The 18,952-nt window shown below is 69.7% G+C and carries 17 protein-coding genes and 1 pseudogene; 14 read left to right on the top strand and 4 right to left on the bottom strand.

The genetic code is table 11. From position 1 onward, the window contains the following. Nucleotides 1-57 precede the first annotated feature (57 nt). A complete protein-coding gene (locus tag ACFVYE_RS45995) occupies nt 58-549 on the bottom strand; it encodes a PaaI family thioesterase (RefSeq protein WP_331750379.1) in 492 nt (163 codons plus the stop codon). 101 nt (nt 550-650) lie between these two features. Here ACFVYE_RS45995 and ACFVYE_RS45990 point away from each other — a divergent pair, with 101 nt between their 5' ends. Further along, nucleotides 651-1,124 carry a winged helix-turn-helix transcriptional regulator gene (locus ACFVYE_RS45990; protein ID WP_383974637.1) on the top strand — a complete coding sequence of 158 codons (474 nt, stop codon included), beginning with the start codon at nt 651-653 and terminating at the stop codon, nt 1,122-1,124. 224 nt (nt 1,125-1,348) lie between these two features. On the opposite strand, the gene ACFVYE_RS45985 is transcribed toward ACFVYE_RS45990, so the two are convergent. Further along, nucleotides 1,349-1,750, bottom strand: coding sequence for a hypothetical protein (locus ACFVYE_RS45985; RefSeq protein ID WP_383974635.1), 402 nt, complete (start codon nt 1,748-1,750; stop codon nt 1,349-1,351). After that, nucleotides 1,750-3,066, bottom strand: coding sequence for a hypothetical protein (locus tag ACFVYE_RS45980; RefSeq protein ID WP_389609521.1), 1,317 nt, complete (start codon nt 3,064-3,066; stop codon nt 1,750-1,752). The genes ACFVYE_RS45985 and ACFVYE_RS45980 overlap by 1 nt, the downstream gene beginning before the upstream one ends. A gap of 101 nt (nt 3,067-3,167) precedes the next feature. Here ACFVYE_RS45980 and ACFVYE_RS45975 point away from each other — a divergent pair, with 101 nt between their 5' ends. The 12 genes from ACFVYE_RS45975 to ACFVYE_RS45920 all read left to right on the top strand — a co-directional run bounded on the left by ACFVYE_RS45975 (nt 3,168) and on the right by ACFVYE_RS45920 (nt 17,789). Beyond that, on the top strand, nt 3,168-3,887 hold the full coding sequence (locus ACFVYE_RS45975; RefSeq protein ID WP_383974629.1) for an IS6 family transposase: 720 nt from the start codon (nt 3,168-3,170) through the stop codon (nt 3,885-3,887). Between the two features lie 81 nt (nt 3,888-3,968). Further along, complete coding sequence (locus tag ACFVYE_RS45970) at nt 3,969-4,133, top strand: hypothetical protein (protein ID WP_383974627.1); 165 nt, start codon at nt 3,969-3,971, stop codon at nt 4,131-4,133. Between the two features lie 163 nt (nt 4,134-4,296). After that, on the top strand, nt 4,297-4,608 hold the full coding sequence (locus tag ACFVYE_RS45965) for a type B 50S ribosomal protein L31 (RefSeq protein WP_383974641.1): 312 nt from the start codon (nt 4,297-4,299) through the stop codon (nt 4,606-4,608). Nucleotides 4,609-4,882: 274 nt separating this feature from the next. Then, complete coding sequence (locus tag ACFVYE_RS45960; RefSeq protein ID WP_383974624.1) at nt 4,883-5,905, top strand: LacI family DNA-binding transcriptional regulator; 1,023 nt, start codon at nt 4,883-4,885, stop codon at nt 5,903-5,905. 68 nt (nt 5,906-5,973) lie between these two features. Beyond that, nucleotides 5,974-7,656, top strand: a complete 1,683-nt coding sequence (locus ACFVYE_RS45955) for an ABC transporter substrate-binding protein (RefSeq protein ID WP_383974621.1) — start codon at nt 5,974-5,976, stop codon at nt 7,654-7,656. 86 nt (nt 7,657-7,742) lie between these two features. After that, nucleotides 7,743-8,720: an ABC transporter permease gene (locus ACFVYE_RS45950; RefSeq protein ID WP_383974618.1), complete on the top strand. Its 978-nt coding sequence runs from the start codon at nt 7,743-7,745 to the stop codon at nt 8,718-8,720. 23 nt (nt 8,721-8,743) lie between these two features. Continuing rightward, the gene (locus tag ACFVYE_RS45945) at nt 8,744-9,691 is read left to right on the top strand and encodes an ABC transporter permease (protein ID WP_383974615.1); all 948 of its coding nucleotides are present in this window, start codon (nt 8,744-8,746) and stop codon (nt 9,689-9,691) included. Nucleotides 9,692-9,715: 24 nt separating this feature from the next. After that, on the top strand, nt 9,716-10,675 hold the full coding sequence (locus tag ACFVYE_RS45940) for an ABC transporter ATP-binding protein (RefSeq protein ID WP_383974612.1): 960 nt from the start codon (nt 9,716-9,718) through the stop codon (nt 10,673-10,675). Next, nucleotides 10,672-11,700 carry an ATP-binding cassette domain-containing protein gene (locus tag ACFVYE_RS45935; protein ID WP_383974609.1) on the top strand — a complete coding sequence of 343 codons (1,029 nt, stop codon included), beginning with the start codon at nt 10,672-10,674 and terminating at the stop codon, nt 11,698-11,700. The genes ACFVYE_RS45940 and ACFVYE_RS45935 overlap by 4 nt, the downstream gene beginning before the upstream one ends. A 2-nt stretch (nt 11,701-11,702) precedes the next feature. Further along, the gene (locus ACFVYE_RS45930) at nt 11,703-13,220 is read left to right on the top strand and encodes a glycoside hydrolase family 32 protein (RefSeq protein WP_389609517.1); all 1,518 of its coding nucleotides are present in this window, start codon (nt 11,703-11,705) and stop codon (nt 13,218-13,220) included. A gap of 34 nt (nt 13,221-13,254) precedes the next feature. Further along, a complete protein-coding gene (locus ACFVYE_RS45925) occupies nt 13,255-16,842 on the top strand; it encodes a GH32 C-terminal domain-containing protein (protein ID WP_389609515.1) in 3,588 nt (1,195 codons plus the stop codon). Nucleotides 16,843-16,856: 14 nt separating this feature from the next. Next, nucleotides 16,857-17,789 (top strand): carbohydrate kinase, encoded by a 933-nt coding sequence (locus ACFVYE_RS45920; RefSeq protein ID WP_383974601.1) that lies wholly within the window; start codon nt 16,857-16,859, stop codon nt 17,787-17,789. Nucleotides 17,790-17,894: 105 nt separating this feature from the next. On the opposite strand, the gene ACFVYE_RS45915 is transcribed toward ACFVYE_RS45920, so the two are convergent. After that, the gene (locus ACFVYE_RS45915) at nt 17,895-18,443 is read right to left on the bottom strand and encodes a hypothetical protein (RefSeq protein WP_383979883.1); all 549 of its coding nucleotides are present in this window, start codon (nt 18,441-18,443) and stop codon (nt 17,895-17,897) included. A gap of 395 nt (nt 18,444-18,838) precedes the next feature. Here ACFVYE_RS45915 and ACFVYE_RS45910 point away from each other — a divergent pair. Then, nucleotides 18,839-18,952 (top strand): annotated as a pseudogene (locus tag ACFVYE_RS45910) (DDE-type integrase/transposase/recombinase); the annotation flags it as partial.

Raw genomic sequence — 18,952 nt, 5'->3', positions numbered from 1 at the left:
ATGCCGGTGACCGATGAACCGGTCACCGGCATCGCGGTGTCTCGCTGACTCAGAACGTCACACGGGCACCGGGAAGAGCAGGCAGCTACTGGTGGCGTGCGCGAGCAGGCGGTCCGCCGCGTCGACCAACTGGGCCTGGGCGAGGGCGGTTCGGCGACCACCGCTGACCACCGTGCCGACGGCGCGCACCCGGCCCGTGTCCACGGTGACCGGTCGCAGGAACTTTACGGTCAGATCGAGCGAGGTGTACGCCATCCCCTGCGGAAGCGTGGACTGGACGGCGCAGCCCGCCGCGGAGTCGAGCAGCGTGGCGAACACGCCGCCGTGCATGCTGCCGATCGGGTTGTAGTGCTCCTCGCCCGGCACCAGAGAGAAGACCGCCCTGCCGTGTTCCACCTCGTCCAGGGCGAAGTCGAGGGTCCGGCCGACGGGCGCCGCGGCAAGCCGCCCCGCCTGCACCTCGCGCAGAAAGTCGAGACCGGCCATGCCCGCAGCGGCCTGCGCCGGGATCGCCGGATCGTCCCAGCTGTACGTACGTGTTCGCCCCACAGCCCAGCGCCTTCCTTCTGATCATCTGGCTTTCCCAAGTGAAGCTAGCTGTGCCCTCATCTGACTGTCAATGTTGAAGCCAGAGGCTCTACGATGACCGGATGGAGTGGCTTGAGGTGAGCACGGAGAACTGCCCAGTCCAGCGTGCGCTGGATGTGGTCGGGGAGAAATGGACGCTGCTGATCCTGCGCGACGCCGTCAACGGGGTGCGCCGCTTCGACAGCTTCCAACGTCACATCGGCCTGTCGGAGGCCGTCCTCAGCGACCGCCTGCGGAAGCTGACCGCAGCCGGCGTGTTGAAGGCTGTCGCCTACCGGGAGCCTGGCCGCCGCTCCCGTAACGAGTACCACCTGACCCGTAAGGGCTGGGACCTGTGGCCCGTCCTGGTGGCGCTCAGCCAGTGGGGCGAGACGTACGCCGTCGGCCCCGAGAGCCCGGGCCCCGTCCTGGACGTGACCCACACTGACTGCGGAGCCCCGGTCCACGTCACCGTCCAGTGCTCGGCGGAGCACACCCCCCTGACCCCCGAGGGCGTCACCGTCCGGCTGGGGTCAGGTGCGCGGCGTCTCTCATGAGCCGTTAGTTAGCCCCGGCGGGGAGCAGAGTGATGGCGGAATGTCCTGAGGGCCCGTTGACCCGTACGACACCCGAACACGGGCAAGGTGAGGAAGGCGTGGTCGACGAGTCCGGCGTCGGCGAACCGCCGCCGGGTGGATGACAAGGGCGCGTCACCTCGAGGTGTCCGCCACTTGACCGCAAGGCCGACGACGGGCGCCGCGTTGCCCGTCGCGCCTGATGGCTACTCGTGTTCATGAGTGGGCAAGACCGCCACGCCTTTGCGCCCGAGCCGCTTCTTCAGCGTGAGGTTCTCGGCGTAGAGGTTCGCCGTTACTGTTGCGAGAGCTTCGAGTTTTCCTTGCTGCTCAGCAGCATGCTCCCTCGCCTCCCGCAGCTTCTTCCGAAGATCGGTGATCGTCTCGTCGCGCTGGACCTCGCCGGGCGTGCGCAGGACGGGGCGGGTGACCTTCGCGTGCCACTCGGCGAGGACGTCTTCGGCGCGGTGCACGGTTGCGTGACTGACCTGTGCCTCACGGGCGAGGTTCTCCTTGGTGAGTGCACCGTCGGTGTGCAGGGGCACGCCAGCCAGCAGCCGGGTCATGGCCGCTCTCAGCTTGTCGGCGGACGTTGCGGATACGGGCATCAGGCAGTGCCTTCCTCTTCGAGCGCGCGGGTGATGCGCTGGACGTCGGTAAGTCGAACGAAGACCGCTTCCCGGCGCGGCGGTGACAGCCCCGGCTCCTTGGACCGAGCGGTCAGGTCGTCCTCTTCAGCGACCCAGTACGGGGCGTGGGCGCGAGTGATGGTCGAGTTGCGGCATCGGGCCGGCTGGCAGGCGCCGAGTAGTGGGGCCAGTCCGCGTTGGGCTACGGGGAGCTCGTCTTGGCATTCGGCCTGCGGGGCGTCGAACATGCAGTGGTTGATGGTGCCCAGGTGCAGGTTGGGGAATTCGTCCGCGAGCAGGGCCTCTTCGACTCGCTCGTCGGCGATCTGTGCCCGAAGCTGCGGGTTGTTGTCGATGGTGTCGAGGACCTTGTCGAGGCCGGCGTGGAGGCGGGCGGCGCCGCGGCCGACCGCGACGCGTTCCCCCTGGCGGCGGCCGCGGAGCAGGTCCACGAGCTTGCGGGCGGCGGCCTGCTGCAGTTCGGTGTCGAATTCCTTGGCCCAGCTCGCATCCATCTGCGCGTACGCCTGGGTGGTGCGGTTGGCCAGCGCGCGGCGCGCGGCGTGCTTGAGCTGCAGGCCGAGCGCGACCTCGGAGTCTGGTTCCCGTCCGGCGAGCTGCGACATGGTCTTGCGGAACATGTGGGAACGGACGTGGGAGGGCGGGATCCTGGCCAGGCCGTGCCGGTGGGCGATGGTGTTGACGCCGTTGATGAAGAAGTCGATCTCGGCGTCGGAATGGATCCCGGGCTCCGTGTGGGTCTGCTTGCCGGTGGGCGGGCGCAGGGTTGCGAACAGGTGGGTGGGATGCCAGGACAGGTGCTCGAGGACCGCGAGGGCCTCGGCGACTGGCTCGATGATCCACCAGTACAGTTCCGGGCGCGTGGGGTCCAGCTTGGTCTTGCGAGAGCAGACGGCGGGGGATCCGAAGTAAGTCCGTACGGCGTCGCGTTGAATCTCTTGGACTTCCGAGTCGCGCATCAGGGTCAAGGCCGCGACGAAGACGTAGATCGCTGCTCTGAGCATGTGCAGTTCGAAGGCGAGTTCAATGGCGCTGATCTGCGTGCGCCATGGCGCTGACGTTCCGTCCTCGCTCTGGATGTGCGCGGCGTCCGGGCACTGGAGTGGGTATGCATGCCAGCCGGCCCACAGGTCCGAGTCGACGGGTATCCCTCGGCCGTCGGCCACGGCCTGGGAGACCACGCGGGCGCGCGCAGCCCCTGTCCGGTTGCGCTGGTCGAACCGCTTGTTGTTCCGGTGCCGGTTGACGTCCGGTGGAGTGGGTCCCCAGATCATGCGGGCGGCCATCGCCCAGATCGGTTCTCCAGCCGGCGCTGTCACGTTGGCGGGTGGCGTGGGAGGATCCTCGGGTTGATCACGGTGGAGGGGGATCGTCCGTGGGGAGCGTGTCGCCGTCGTACAGGGGGCACCGGTACCCGGTCGAGATCATCGCGCACTGTGTGTGGCTGTACTTCCGGTTCCCGCTCAGTTTCCGTGAAGTCGAGGAGCTGATGCTCGAGCGCGGTGTCATCGTGTCCCACGAGACCGTGTGCCGCTGGTGTCTGAAGTTCGGGCAGGCGTACGCCAACGCGCTGCGCCGCCGACAGCCACGGCCGGGGGACAAGTGGCATCTGGACGAGGTCTTCATCAAGATCAACGGTGAGCAGAAGTATCTGTGGCGGGCTGTCGACCAGGATGGCAATGTCCTGGACGTCCTGGTGCAGAACCGGCGGGACACGGCCGCGGCCAGGCGCTTTTTCCGCAGGCTGATGACGACGACGGGCGGGGTGCCGCGGGTGGTCGTCACCGACAAGCTGCGTTCCTACGGCGCCGCCCACCGCGAGGTCATGCCCTCGGTGGAGCACCGCTCCCACAAGGGATTGAACAACCGGGCCGAGAACAGTCACCAGCCGACGAGGCAACGCGAACGGGCCATGAAGGGCTTCCGCAGCGCGGGTGGGGCCCAGCGGTTCCTGTCCGCGTTCAGCGGTATCTCACCCCGCTTCCGGCCCCGACGCCACCTGATGACCGCATCCGAACACCGAGCCGAAATGACCATCCGCTTCACTACCTGGGAGCAGATCACCGGCGTCACCGGCCGACTTACTGCGGCCTGAGCCCAGGCCGGCACCCGGCCCCACCACACCTCGACGCACAGTCAGACGCCCACACACCCAACAACGTGACAACGCCTCGCCATGCTGCCGGCCGCCTTCGCGGCCGAACTGACCGGCGTACATGTGCTGCCCGTCCGCGATGCGCCCGCCCGCACGGAACGGCTGGTCTGGAGCCGCTTCCGGCCCACCCCGGAAGATGCGGCGTTCCTGACGGGACTCGGTGTCGACGCGGCTGCCGGGGCCTGAGAAAGCTGCGCGCCCCGGCGCGGGGCCAGCCGTACCAGGCCGCCGCCCGTCGGCGATGACGTACGAGGGCCGGCGCGTGGCCGTCCCGCCCGCCGCGCGGCGCGCGTGCGCCGATGCCCCGTACGGACGCCAGCGATCGCGCCGACCGTCCCGGTTCGCGAGGCTGGCCAGGAGCGCCCCGAGCCGGCCCCGCACGTCCCCAGGAGCAGGCACGCAGCAGGACAAGCACCCGCCCTACCGTCCCGTGGTCTTCCGTGACCGTTCGGCGGGCTACGCCTTTCTCACCCGGTCCACCGCGTCGAGCGAGCAGACGATCGACTGGGACGACGGCAACAGTTACCCCGTCATCGACGTGGAGATCTCCGCGGAGAGCCACCCGTTCTCCACAAGGAAGGCCCGCGTCGTCGACTCCGAGGGACAGGTCGCCAAGTTCGAGCGCCGGTACGGGGAGGAGGGGCGCAAAGGCGCCTCCTGACCCGCGAACGGACCTGAACCGACCCGAACCGGCCCACGTACGGACCTGAACGGACCCGTGACCGGACCCGCCAATGGACCCGAACCGGCCCGCTGGCGGACGAAGTCCCCCGCCCCCCACGGCGAATTCCCGGGCCGGGGGACTTCGTCTGTCACACCTCTTGACACCGTCCGCCAACCCCTCGTAACTTGCCTGCAACATCTCACTAACGCGCGTTACTAAAGCGCGTAACCAAAGCACGCCCGTCATCGGCGGGACACAGGGGGTATCGGAAGTGGCCACGAACAAGGCGCGACGCGTGACGATGAGCGATGTCGCCCGCCATGCCGGGGTCTCGCGCACCACCGTCTCCTTCGTCCTCAACGAGCGTGCCGATGCCGGGATCCCCGAGGAGACCCGGGTCCGCATCCGGGCCTCGATCGAGGAGCTCGGGTACCGGCCCAACGCGGGAGCGCGGGCGCTCGCCGCCAAGCGGAGCGAGTGGTACGGGTTGATCACCGAGATCGTCACCGCGCCGTTCGCCGTGGATGTGATCAAGGGGGCGCAGGACCGGGCCTGGGCCGAGGAGAAGTTTCTGCTCATCACCGCCGGGGACCGGGATCCCGCGATGGAGGCCGCCGCCTTCGACAAACTTCTGGAACAGCGTGCCGAGGGGCTTCTGTACGCCACGACCTGGCACCGTGCGGTGACACTTCCGCCCGCCGCCCGCGAAGTGCCGGTCGTCCTGGTGAACTGCTTCGACGCCGAACGCGCCCTGCCGTCCGTCGTGCCCGACGAGGTGGCGGGCGGCCACACCGCGACCCGGCGGCTGCTCGACGCGGGCCACCGGCGTATCGGATTCATCAACCTCGACACGGGCATCCCGGCCGCCGTGGGCCGACGGCAGGGGTACGAACAGGCCCTGCACGAGGCCGGTCTGGACATCGACGACAGCCTGGTCGTACCCGGAGGTGCCACCGCCGACGGCGGGTACGCCGCGGCCTGTGAACTGCTCGACCGCGAGAACGGCCGCCGCCCCACGGCCCTGTTCTGCGGGAACGACCGGACGGCGATGGGCGCCTACGACGCCATCAAGGAACGCGGACTGCGGATCCCGGGCGACATCGCCGTCATCGGATTCGACAACCAGGAACTCATCGCCGCCTACCTCCGGCCCGGCCTCACCACGGTGGCCCTGCCGTTCGAGGCCATGGGAGCCAAGGGCGTGGACATGCTCGGAGCTCTCACAGCGGGACAGCCGCTCACCACTACACAGGTGACGGTCGACTGCCCGCTGATCGAACGCTCGTCGGTCTGACCGCGAATCAGTCCGACGGGAATCCTCACCCGTCTTCGGTCAATTGAAGAGAGAGAAGAAAACATATTATGGCACCGTCGATACGTGCCCGGCGCCTCCGGCCCGCCGCGCTCGTCGCCCCCGTCGCCGCCGCGGCCCTGCTGCTCACGGCGTGCAGCGGCACCGGTACGAACGCCGCGGGGGACACCTCCGGTCATCAGCTCCTGACGATTCCCCGCGAGGACTTCGCCACCTTCACCCGGAACTTCAACCCGTTCGCGCCCGGTCAGGTGGTGGCCCCCATGACCACCCAGGCCATCTACGAGGCGATGCTCGTCTACAACCCCGCCGACGGCAGGGCCACCCCCTGGCTGGCCACCTCTTGGGAAACGTCGACGGACGGGAAGACCGTGACGTTCACCCTGCGGGACGGCGTCAAGTGGTCCGACGGCAAACCGTTGACCGCCGAGGACGTCGCGTACACCTTCGGCCTGCAGAAGAAGCTGCTCGGCGGCTACGAGTATTTGCGGACGGCGAAGGCCGAAGGCACCGACAAGGTCGTCTTCTCCCTCACCAAGCCGTACTCGCCCGGCCTGTTCGAGCTGGGCAAGCAGATCATTGTGCCCAAGCACATCTGGGAGAAGGCCAAGGACCCGGCGAAGGACACCAACCCGAACCCGGTCGGCACCGGCCCGTACACCGAGGTCGCCAACTTCCAGAGCCAGTCCTACGAGCTCCGCAGGAACCCGGAGTACTGGCAGCCGAAGAAGCAGCGGATCGACGGAATCCGGGTGCTCGGCTTCTCCGGCAATGACAGCGCCAACCTGGCCTTCGTCAACGGTGAGGCGGACTGGACCCAGTCGTTCATCCCCGATGTGCAGAAGAGCTTCGTGGCCAAGGACCCGAAGCACAACAAGTACTGGTACCCGAAGACCGGTTCGATGGTCGAATGGACGATGAACACCACCAAGGCGCCGTTCGACGACCCGAAGGTGCGCAAGGCGCTCAGCCAGGCCGTCGACCGCGACAGCGTCACCAAGGTCGGCATGAACGGCTACACACAGCCTGCCGACTGCACGGGCCTGTCCGGTGGCTACGACAAGTGGCGCGACAAGACGCTCGCCGCCTCCTGCACCTGGACGAAGCACGACTCCGCCGCGGCGGCTAAGGCGCTCGACGACGCGGGCTACGAGAAGGGCCCCGACGGCAACCGGAAGCTCAGGAACGGAAAGCCGTTCACCTTCACCATCTCGGTCGGCTCCGCCTCGTCCGACTGGCTGTCCGTCGCCAACATCATCAAGCAGAACCTCGCCGAGATCGGTGTCACCGCGAAGGTGAAGTCACCGGACTGGGCCGCCGTCGTCAGCGGTTACGAGACCGGGGACTACGACACCGGCATCGTCTGGAGCGACAACGGCGCCACTCCCTTCCAGTTCTACCGGACCACCATGGGCACCGAATCGGTCAAGCCGGTCGGCACCAAGGCGGTCAGCAACTACCACCGCTTCGGCGACAAGAAGGCCGACGGCCTCCTCGACCGGTTCGCCGCCGCCACCGACGAGGCAGGGCAGCGCGAGGCGGTCGACGGCCTGCAGAAGCTGTTCGCCGAGGACGCGCCCGTCGTACCCCTCTTCCCCGGCCCGGAGTGGGGCGCGTACACCGACACCCGGTTCACCGGCTGGCCCACCGAGGACAACCCGTACGCCACGCTCACCAACCGCGGCGACACGACGGTTCTCGTCCTGACGAGCCTGAAGCCCGTCAAGAACTGACCGCACTGACACACCGTCACTCCGGTGGCCCGCCCGCGCCGACACCACAGGCGGGCCACCGGCCCTCATAGATACGGAGGGGACCAGTGCGTTACATCCTGCGCAACCTGGGCTTCTACCTGCTGGCCTTCTGGGCCTCCATCACTCTGAACTTCATGCTGCCCCGCTTCATGCCGGGCGATCCGGTCTCCCGGATGTTCGCGCGCTCCCAGAGCCAGATGCAACCGGAGCAGATCGACCAGCTCCGCCGGCTCTTCGGCCTCGACCACCGGCCGATGTGGCAGCAGTACGCCGACTACGTCAAGGACGTCTGCACCGGGAACATGGGCATCTCCATCTCCCGCTTCCCGACCCCCGTCTCCGAGGTCATCGCCTCCCAGATCGGCTGGACGCTGCTGCTCGGTGGCACCGCCCTGGTCATCGCCGTCGTCGTCGGCAACCTGCTGGGCATCCTTGCCGCATGGCGGCGCGGCGGCCTGCTCGACTCGGTGTTCCCGCCGCTGCTCGTCTTCGCCGGCTCGTTCCCGTACTTCTGGCTCGCCATGGGCGCGCTCTACCTCTTCGGCATGACGCTCCGCTGGTTCCCCATGCGGCACGCCTTCGACGTCGGTCTCAGCCCCGACCTGTCCTGGGCCTTCGTCTCCAACGCCGCCTCGCACCTCTTCCTGCCCGCGCTGACCATCGTCCTGGTGTCGATCGGCGGCTGGATGCTCGGCATGCGCAACACCGTGATCGCCACGGTCGCCGAGGACTACATCACGATGGCCGAGGCCAAGGGCCTCAGCCCGAACAGGATCATGTTCCGGTACGCGGCACGCAACGCGATGCTCCCGTCCGTCACCAACTTCGGCATGGCGCTCGGATTCGTGGTCGGCGGCGCGCTGCTCACCGAGGTCGTCTTCGCCTACCCGGGCGTCGGTTTCCAGCTGCTCGCCGCCGTCCAGGGCCTCGACTACCCGCTGATGCAGGGGATCTTCCTCACGATCACCGCCGCCGTACTGGTCGCCAACTTCCTCGTCGACCTCGTCCATGTCCGTCTCGACCCGCGTGTGCGCGTCCGCTGAGCGGCCGGAGAAGGAGAAGACCCATGAGTGTCCTCGACTCCCACACGGAGCCCGCCGCGCCACCGACCGCACCGCCGGCCACCGCGACCCCGAAGCCGCCGCGCGCCCGGGCCGGGCTGCTGCGGTCGCTGCTCGCCAACCGCAAGGCACTGTTCGGAGCAGTCGTCCTGGTGGTGTTCGTCCTGCTGGCCCTGCTGGCACCGGTGATCGCACCCGGCGACCCGTCGAAGATCAACAGCCTGGGCGCCGGCTCGCCGTCGGCGTCCCATCCGCTCGGTACGACAGCCAAGGGGCAGGACGTCCTCGCGCTGACCCTGTGGGGTGCGCGCAGTTCGCTGCTCGTCGGATTCTCCGTCGGCATCGCCGCGACCGCCCTCGCCGTGCTCGTCGGCATGGCCTGCGCCTACTTCGGCCGGATCGTCGACGACGTGCTCTCCCTCGTCACCAACATCTTCCTGCTGGTACCCGGAGTGCCGTTGCTCGTCATCCTCGCCGCGTTCATGCCGCCGGGCACGGCGACCGTCATCCTGGTCCTCGTCGTCACCGGCTGGGCCGGTTCGGCACGAGTGCTGCGCGCCCAGGCCAAGTCGATCCGCGGCAAGGACTTCGTCGCCGCCTCCGTCGTCACGGGTGAACGCCCGATCCGGATCATGTTCCGGGAGATTCTTCCCAACATGGCCTCCGTCGTCATGACGACCCTGCTGGGCTGCGTCATCTTCGGCATCGGGGCCCAGGCCGGTCTCGAATTCCTCGGCCTCGGCGACGCGTCCGTCGTCAGCTGGGGCACCAACCTCTACTGGGCGGGCAACGACGGCGCGCTGATGACCGGCGCCTGGTGGGTGTTCGTGCCCTCCGGCCTCTGCATCGCCCTCGTCGCCTTCGCCCTCGCGATGGTCAACTACGCCGTCGACGAGATCACCAACCCGCGACTGCGCGCACGCCGAACCAAGAACCGTGACCGGAAGGGCTGAACGATGACTGTGCCCTCTCAGACTGTGCCCTCTCACAACCCGGTCCTCGACGTACGGAACCTGCGCGTCGAGTACGGCGGGGAAGGCCGCGGCGTCGTCGGCGCCGACAACGTCTCCCTCACCATCGGCGCCGGAGAGATCTTCGGTCTCGCAGGGGAGTCCGGCTGCGGCAAGTCGACCGTCGCCAACGCCCTGATGCGCCTGCTCAAGCCGCCCGCGCGGATCACCGCGGGAACGGTCACGTTCAAGGGACGCGACGTACTCGCCATGGACCCGCGCGAACTGCGCGCCTTCCGCTGGCGCGAGATCGCCATGGTGTTCCAGTCCGCGATGAACTCGCTCAACCCGGTCCTCACCATCGGCGAGCAGATCGGCGACATCTTCACCACCCACGAGCGGATGAAGAAGCGCCGGGCCCGGGAGCGCTCCGGCGAACTCCTCGAACTCGTCGGCATCGACCCGGCCAGGCTCAAGTCGTACCCGCACCAGCTCTCCGGCGGCATGCGCCAGCGCGTCGTCCTCGCGATGGCCGTGGCCCTGAAACCGGCGCTGCTCATCATGGACGAACCGACCACCGCCCTCGACGTGGTCGTCCAGCAGGAGATCATGGCGCAGATCGGCGACCTCCAGCGCGAACTGGGCTTCTCCGTCCTCTTCATCACCCACGACATGTCCCTGATGATCGAACTCTCCCACCGGATGGGCGTGATGTACGGTGGCCGGCTCGTCGAACTCGCCCCGGCCAAGGAGCTCTTCGCCGACCCGCTGCACCCGTACACCCGGGCGCTCATGAACGCGTTCCCGCCGCTCACCGGACCGCGCGTCGAACTCACCGGCCTCGCCGATCTGCCGCGTACGGAGACCAACTGCGGTTTTCACGCACTCTGCCCCGACGACCGGTCGGACTGCTCCATGAACATCCCCGATCTGCGCGAGGTGGCCGACGGCCGCTTCGTCGCCCGTACCCGTGGAGGCGCGCGATGACCGCCCCGGCCACCGCGACCCGCACCCCGCTGATGAGCGTGCGCGGGCTCACCAAGGACTTCCGGATGGGCGGGCTGTTCTCCCGCGACCGCCACCGCGCCCTGAACGCCGTCGACCTCGACATCCCGCACGGGAAGATCGTCGCCCTGGTCGGTGAGTCCGGTAGCGGCAAGTCCACCCTCGCCCGCTGCCTCGCCCGGCTCGAACAGCCGACCGCCGGCCAGATCCTGCTGGAGGGCCGGGACGTGCTGAGAACCCAGAGACGCGGGGCGTCCCGCGCCTACCGGGGCACCGTCCAGATGGTCTTCCAGGACCCCTTCGGCTCCCTCAACCCCGTCCACCGCGTCGAGCACTTCCTGCGCCGCGCCCTGCTGGTGCACGGCCGTCCCGCGGGCGAGAGCGAGCTGCGCGAACTCATCACCACCGTCGGGCTGACCGAGGACATGCTCCAGTCCTACCCGCACGAACTCTCCGGCGGCCAGCGACAGCGCGTCTCCATCGCCCGCGCGCTCGCCGTCGACCCCCGTCTCGTCCTCGCCGACGAGCCGACCTCGATGCTCGACGTCTCCGTACGCGTCGGCATCCTCAACCTGATGCGGCGGCTGCGCGACGAACACGGCATCTCCACGCTCCACATCACCCACGACCTGGCATCGGCCCGCTACGTTGCCGACACCACGCAGGTGCTGTTCGCCGGAGAACTCGTCGAGGGCGGCGACTCGCTCGCCCTGATGGACCGCCCCGCCCACCCGTACACCCGGCTCCTGCTCTCCGCCGTGCCCGACCCGGAGCGTGACCACGGCTACGACCCCGTCGAACGGGCCCGGCTGCGCGCCGCCGTGCTGACGCCCGAGTCGTGCCCGTACGAGGACGAAGGCGTATGCAGCCGCACGGAGCCCGTACGCCATGTCATCGCCGAGGACGACGGGCAGCCCCACTGGGTGCGCTGCCACCTCTACGCCCCCGCCACCCCCACCGCGCGCCGCGTCTTGACCGCGGCCACCCCGGAAGCCGAGAACACCTGATCATGACCCACGACCTCACCCTGCCCCGCGCCCGCCACCAGGACGCGCGCAGGAGCCTGGCCGAACGGGCCGTCCTCGACCCGCACCGGCCCCGCTTCCACTTCACCGCTCCCGGCGGCTGGCTCAACGACCCCAACGGGCTTGCCCATTGGAACGGCGTCTACCACCTCTTCTACCAGTACAACCCCCTCGCCGCCGCCCACCACCGCATCCACTGGGGCCACGCCACCAGCCGCGACCTGATCAACTGGACCGACGAACCCGTCGCCCTCGTCCCCGGCACGGACGGCCCCGACCGGGACGGCTGCTGGTCCGGCGTCCTCGTCGACGACGGCGGCACACCCACTCTCGTCTACTCCGGCCGGCACGGCGAGCGCGAACTCCCGTGCGTGGCAACCGGTTCGCCCGATCTGCGCAGCTGGCACAAGGATCCCGCCAACCCCGTGATCGCCGCCCCGCCCGAGGGCGACCTCACGGCCTTCCGCGACCACTGTGTATGGCGCGAGAACGGCAAGTGGCGCCAGCTCGTCGGCTCCGGCATCCGGGGCGTCGGCGGCACCGCGTTCCTGTACGAATCCGAGGACCTGCGCGGCTGGCGGTACGTGGGCCCGCTGCTCACCGGCGACGCGAGCACCGGCACGGCAGCGGACCTCGACTGGACCGGCACGATGTGGGAGTGCGTCGACCTGTTCCGGATCGACGGCGCCGACATCCTCGCCTTCTCCGCCTGGGACGAAGGCGCCACGCACTATCCGCTGTACTGGACCGGACAGTACGAGGGCGACACCTTCACCCCGCGCGAACTCCACCGACTCGACTACGGCCAGCGCTACTTCTACGCCCCGCAGTCCACCCGCGACGCACTCGGACGGCGCATCATGTTCGGCTGGCTCCAGGAGGGCCGCGACGAGGACGCCATGGCCGAGGCCGGCTGGTGCGGTGTGATGTCCCTGCCGCGCGTGGTCACCCTGGGGGCCGACGGTCGGCTCGTCCAGGCACCCGTCCCGGAACTCGCCCGCCTGCGCCGTGAGGCCGTGCACACCGCCGCGTTCGTCGTCACCGACGGGACGTACGTACGGCTCGACGACGTGGCCGGCGACCAGCTCGACATCGAGACCACGCTGCGCCTCGCCCCCGGAGCCGCGGCCCGGCTCGTGGTGCGCGAGAGCGTCGACGGTTCGGAGCGGACCGTGATCGAGGTGTCGCGCGCCGCGGACGGCACCACGGGCACCCTGCGGCTGCACCGGGAGGCGAGCAGCCTCGACCCGTCCGTCGACAGCGAACCCCGCTATGGGGAGCTTCCGTTGAACGGAGACGGCGCCGTGGACCTGCGGGTGCTCGTCGACCACTCCGCGCTGGAGATCTTCGCCAACGGGCTTGCGCTGGCCGCCAGGATCTACCCGACCCGTCCCGACGCCCTGGGCGTCGGCATCGCCGCCGTCGGAGCGGTCGCCATGGAGCGGCTCGATGCCTGGCAGATGACCGCGGTCTTCGACGGCCCCCGCCCGCTCTGGCCCTGAACGACCCGTTTTCCCCCACCCTGAGGAGACGATCATGTCCATTTCCCGGCGTGCACTCCTGTCCTCGGCCGGTCTGACGCTGCTGGCCCCCCTCGCGGGGGCCGGCCGGGCGTCGGCCGCGCCACCGGCCCCGGACGCGGCCGGCCACCGCGCGCTGTCGCTGCCCAGCGACCTCGCCGCGATTCCCGATCCACTCGGCCTCACCGGCACCTGGTCCCGTACCGCCGACGGCGGGCAGCGGGTCGTGACGGGGGCCGAACGCAATGCCCTCGCCCTGTCCGAGCAGCGGGTCGCAGCCGTCGCCGGATACGCGGCGCGCGTCACCATCGACCCCGGATCGCCGTACGCGGTCGGCTCACTGGTCGTACGCGCCGCCGACGACGGATCGGCCGGATACGCGGCGAGTATCGACCCGAACATGCACCGGATACGGCTGTACGACCTGGCCACCGGGCGTGACCTCGTACCGGCGGTCTCCGTCGCACTGTCTCCCGGCACCACCTATCTCCTCGAAGTCGCCGTGGACGGGCCGGAGCTGACCGTTTTGCTGGACGGCAAGCAGGTGCTCGCCGCACGGGACACGGCGTACGAATACGGCGCCGCCGGGCTGCACGCGTACAACGGCACAGTCGTCTTCGGGGCACCCGGACTGCGCTCCGTCACCACCGACGCCACCGGCTGGACCACCGACGGCGGCACCTGGACCGCCACCACTCTCGGCTGGCAGGCGCAGGCCCCCGCCGACACCAACTGCCTTGCCATGGCGTCCACCCGGGTGTACGACACCACGTACCAGGCCGACGTCCGGATCACCGATCCGTACGCGGTCGCCGCCCTGCTGCTCCGCACCGACGCACAGGGAACGTCCGGCTACGGCATCCAGATCGACCCGAACCAGGACCGGCTGCGGCTCTACCGGATCGACGGTGACACCACCCTCGGCACGTACAGCACCACCATCGACGTGGACAACGTGTACCGCATCCGCATCGAGGCGGACGGTCCACACCTCAAGGTCCGCTGGCAGACCGACTTCATCACCCCCGACGGCTACGCCCCCGTCATCACGGCCGAGGACTCCACCCACGCGGCGGGCCGACTCGGCGTCCAGGCCCACAACGGGTCCGTACTCTTCGAAGCCATCACCATCACCGGTTTGGTGACGGACCTTCAGGGCTGGTCGACGGTGTCCGGAGGCTGGACACCTGATCTGCGCGGGCTGCGGGCCGAGGGCGACGGCGCGCTGCGCATCGCCCCGTTCCCCGGCGGCGACGTACTGATCGGTGCCGACATCGGCCTGGCCGGCGCGGCCACCGCGGGCCTCGTGGTCCGCGCGGACGTAGCGGGCGCGGGTGGCTACGAGGTACGGCTCGACGCGACCGGCGTACGACTCCTCGACCGGACGAACACCACCGAACTCGGCCGCGCCGCGCCGCCTGTCCGGCCCTTCGCCGCAGGAGGCACCTACCGGACCGAGGTCCGCGCCCTGGGAACGGCCGTCACCGTGACCGTGGACGGCGTCGAGGTCCTCACCGCCACCGTGCCCCGCACCGGCGGATCCAGTGTCGGACTCGCCGCGACCGGCGGCACGGCCGTCTTCCAGGAAGTCAGGGCCCGCACCCCGCAGACGTATTACACGGACACCTACCGGCCCGCATACCGCTACACCCAGCTCGCCTCGCACACCAGCGATCCCAACGGTCTCGTCCGGTACGAGGGCGAATACCACCTCTTCCACCAGGACTCGGGTCAGTGGGCGCATGCCGTCTCCACCGATCTCCTGCACTGGCGTGCACTCCCCGTCGCGCTGCCGGTCTCGGACTTCGGCCACACCTGGTCGGGGTCGTGCGTGGTCGACTCCGATGACGCCAGCGGCCTCTTCGGGGGAGGAACGGGGCTGATCGCCTTCTACACCAGCTACCACCCTGACAAGCCCGGCGGGAACCAGTCCGTACGTGTCGCCCACAGCAAGGACAAGGGCCGCTCCTGGAAGTGGTACGGCACCGAACCCGTGGTGGAGAATCCCGGCGGCCCGGACGGTGGCTGGGACTTCCGCGACCCGAAGGTCGTCCGCGACGTCGAGCGCGACCAGTGGGTGATGGCGGTCTCCGGCGGCGACCACGTCCGCTTCTTCACCTCCACCGACCTGTTGCACTGGGCGTACCGTTCATCCTTCGGATACGGGGCCTGGGTGACCGGCGGAGTCTGGGAGTGCCCGGACTTCTTCCCGCTGCCGGTCGACGGTGACCCGGACCGGGTGCGGTGGGTGCTCACCCTGTCCACCGGCGCGGTCCGCGCGACCGACGGCTCTGCGGCCGAGTACTTCCTCGGCGACTGGGACGGCACCGCTTTCACGACCACTGATACGGCGGGCACCCCGCTGCGTGCCGAGGCGGGCCGCGACTACTACGCCGCCATGACCTTCTACGGACTGCCGGACGGCCGACGTGTCCAGCTCGGCTGGCTCAGCAACTGGGACTACGCGTTCAGTGCCCCCACCGGCGAATGGAACGGCCAGCTCAGCCTCCCGCGCGAACTGACCCTCTCCGACAGGGGACTTGTCCAACGCCCCGCCGTCGAGGTCGAGACCCTTCGCACGAGCAGCACCACCGTCAAGGGCGTCACGATGCGTCCGGGCTCCGTCAACCCGCTCGCGGATGTGCGGGGACGTTCGTACGAAATCGAGGCGGAGATCGCCCTGCCGCGCACGGGCGCCGCGACCGAACTCGGCTTCCGGCTCCGGACCGGGGGAGACCGGCGGATCCTCCTCGGCTACGACGTCGACGCCGGGAAACTCTTCGTGGACCGTACCCGCGCAGGTGTTTCCGACTTCACGGAACACTTCGCGGGACGGACCTCCACACCTTTGCCTCTCGACATGGTCGACGGCGAACGGCGGCTGCGGGTACGGCTGTTCATGGACACCTCCTCGGTCGAGGTGTTCGGCGGCGACGGCCGGGTCACCATCAGCAGCCTTGTCTTCCCCGAACCGGACGACCGGGGCATGGCGTTCTACGCCGCCGGAGGCACGGCCCGCATCGTCACGCTGACCGTCCACGAGCTCCGTGACGTCCACCGGGTGACCGACACCGGTCCGAAAGCGCCCGCGATTCCGGCCGGTGCCGCGTTCCGCAGCGGTGGGCTCGGCGATCTCACCGTGGTCCCGGCCGGGCACTGGACGACCACCGGCGCGGGCCGGACCGGAGTCTTCGACCGGGACTCGACCGCAGTCTCCGGCACTGAGTACGGCGATCTGGAACTGACGACGCTGATACGCTTCGGCGGCCCGGACTGCACCAGCGGTGCCGGATCCGTGCTGTTCCGCGCCACCCCCGACACGGCCGACGGATACGCCTTCAACCTCGACCCGAACCTGCGGACGGCCCGGCTCTTCCGCAGGGACGGCGGACAGACGACCGTACTCGCCGAAGCGCCCCTGCTGCTACGCACCGGGGTGACCCTTCCGCTGCGGATCCGGGCCAGGGGCGGGCGGATCGAGGCGTTCGTCGACGGCCGCCCGGTCATCGATGTGACCGACACCCGCTATGCACGCGGCAGAATCGGGCTCAATGTGTTCGGAGGCCGCACCGCCTACCAGGACACCTTCGTCACCGCACTCTAGGAGATCCCACTCTCATGCTCGAAAGACTCGACATGCTGGTCATCGGCGAATGCGTGGCCGACATCGTCCGGCTGCCGGGTGCGCCCGACCAGGTCCACCCGGGAGGCAGCCCGGCCAATGTGGCGTACGGCCTGGCCAGGCTCGGGCATAGCGCCACCCTGCTCACCCAGCTCGGCCCGGACGCCGAGGGACAGCTGATCAAGGAGCACCTGGCCGCTGCCGGCCTCGAAGTCCGCACGGACGGTGCCACGGCGCCCACCCCGTCCGCCGCCGTGACCCTGGACGGCGGCGGCCGGGCCGCGTACACCTTCGAGATAACCTGGACGCTCGCCTCGGTGACCCTGGACCGGCCGCCCCACCATGTCCACACCGGCTCCATCGCGTCGGTGATGGAACCCGGCGCGGCCACCGTCCTCGCCGCCGTCGAGTCGCTGCGGACGTCCGCGACCGTCAGCTACGACCCCAATGTGCGGGCCGAACTGATGGGAGACCACGACGCGGCCGTCCGCAAGGTCGAGCGCTGCGTCGCGCTCAGCGACGTGGTCAAGGCCAGCGACGAGGACCTGGAGTGGCTCTATCCGGACCGGGAGCCGCGGGAGGTCGCCGAACGGTGGCTCGCCACCGGCCCGGCCGTCGTCCTCGTCACCCGTGGCGGCGACGGTGCCCTGGCCGTCCTTCCCGGCGGGCAGGTGACGGTCGACGCGCTGCCCACCGACGTGGTCGACACGGTGGGGGCGGGCGACGCCTTCATGTCGGGCACCCTGCACGCCCTCGCCTCGCACGGACTGCTCGGTGCGGACGGCCGCGATCGGCTGCGTTCGCTGGACCGGGCCACCGTGACCGATGTCCTGCGCCACGCCGCGGCCTCGGCAGCCGTGACCGTCGCACGGGCCGGTGCCAACCCGCCGGACGAGGCGGAGCTGAAGGAGGCCCTCGCCCGGGACTGAACACGACGGGTGCCACCGCCCTGCGGGACGGTGGCACCCGTTGCGGGAAGAGCCGGTTCGCGGACCGGGAGGAGCCGCGGGGCGCCGGGGAGGAGCCCCGGCTCATCACCCGCGCACCGCCGGACGCGGCCCGCTGCCGGCGTCGAGGAATTCGACGACGGCGAGGACGAACAGCGCGCACAGCGTGATCCACACGGTGACCGGACCCGTCGGCCGGTCCCACGCGACCAGGACCGCGGCGGCCACCGCGACCACCGTCCAGTCCAGCAGGCCCCTTGCGCGGTGCACCCACCTGCCGAGCGGGCCGCCGGTGACACCGGCCGCGTCCCGTACGGCACCGATTCCGCCGCTCCAGATGGCCTTGACGCGGGTGGCGGCGCGGCCGTCGCCGGTGAGCCACGCGGCGAAGGCCACCACGACGCCGAGCGTGATCACCAGGCGGACCAGGGTACGTACGGGGCCGGCCAGGGCGTCGAAGACGGAACCGGCCGCCGGCTGCGACACCTCGGGCGGGAGGCTGTCGAGATAGAACGCGCGGCCCAGCCACACGGCCAGACCGAGCAGCGCGGCACCCGCGGCGACCGCGAGCGCCGTCGTGACCAGCGCGCGACGCCGCCGTACCGCGAGAAGGACCCCGCCCGCAGCTGTGGCCAAGGTAACCAGTGCGGTCGCCGATCGCGGCAGCCACCGTGTCGGCGTACTGGGGCAGCCCGGCCGCGGATCGCGACGAACGTGTGTCTGGACTTCCTCGACCGGCACCCGCGGCAGCTGACACCGGGTGTGTCCGGCCGATCGGCGGAGGTGGGGTGGCTGCAGCCGTTCCCGGACCGGTTGCTGGAGCCGGTGGCCGCTCACGCAACTCCCACCGATGCCGCTCGGCAAGCTCGGCGAACGCGCTTCGAACCCTCGGAGCCGATCCCTGACCTGGTCGAAGTCGGTGAAGTCGTTGGGCGAGACGACCTTGCGTGCCCAGCGCGTCCTTGACCTGTACGCCCGAACCACGGGGCCTGTCGGCCGCCCTCGGACTCGACCCGGCGCGGTCGCCGGGTCCCCGGCCCGGTGACAAGTGGCACCTGGACGAGGTGTTCATCAGGATCAACGGTGAGCTGAAGTACCTGTGGCGGGCCGTCGACCAGGACGGCAACGTCCTGGACATCCTCGTG

This window comes from Streptomyces sp. NPDC058239 (genome assembly GCF_042882185.1).
In the GTDB taxonomy this organism is placed as follows: domain Bacteria; phylum Actinomycetota; class Actinomycetes; order Streptomycetales; family Streptomycetaceae; genus Streptomyces.
The sequence above is the reverse complement of the archived record's forward strand: the minus strand, read 5'-3'. Positions and strand labels throughout refer to the sequence as shown.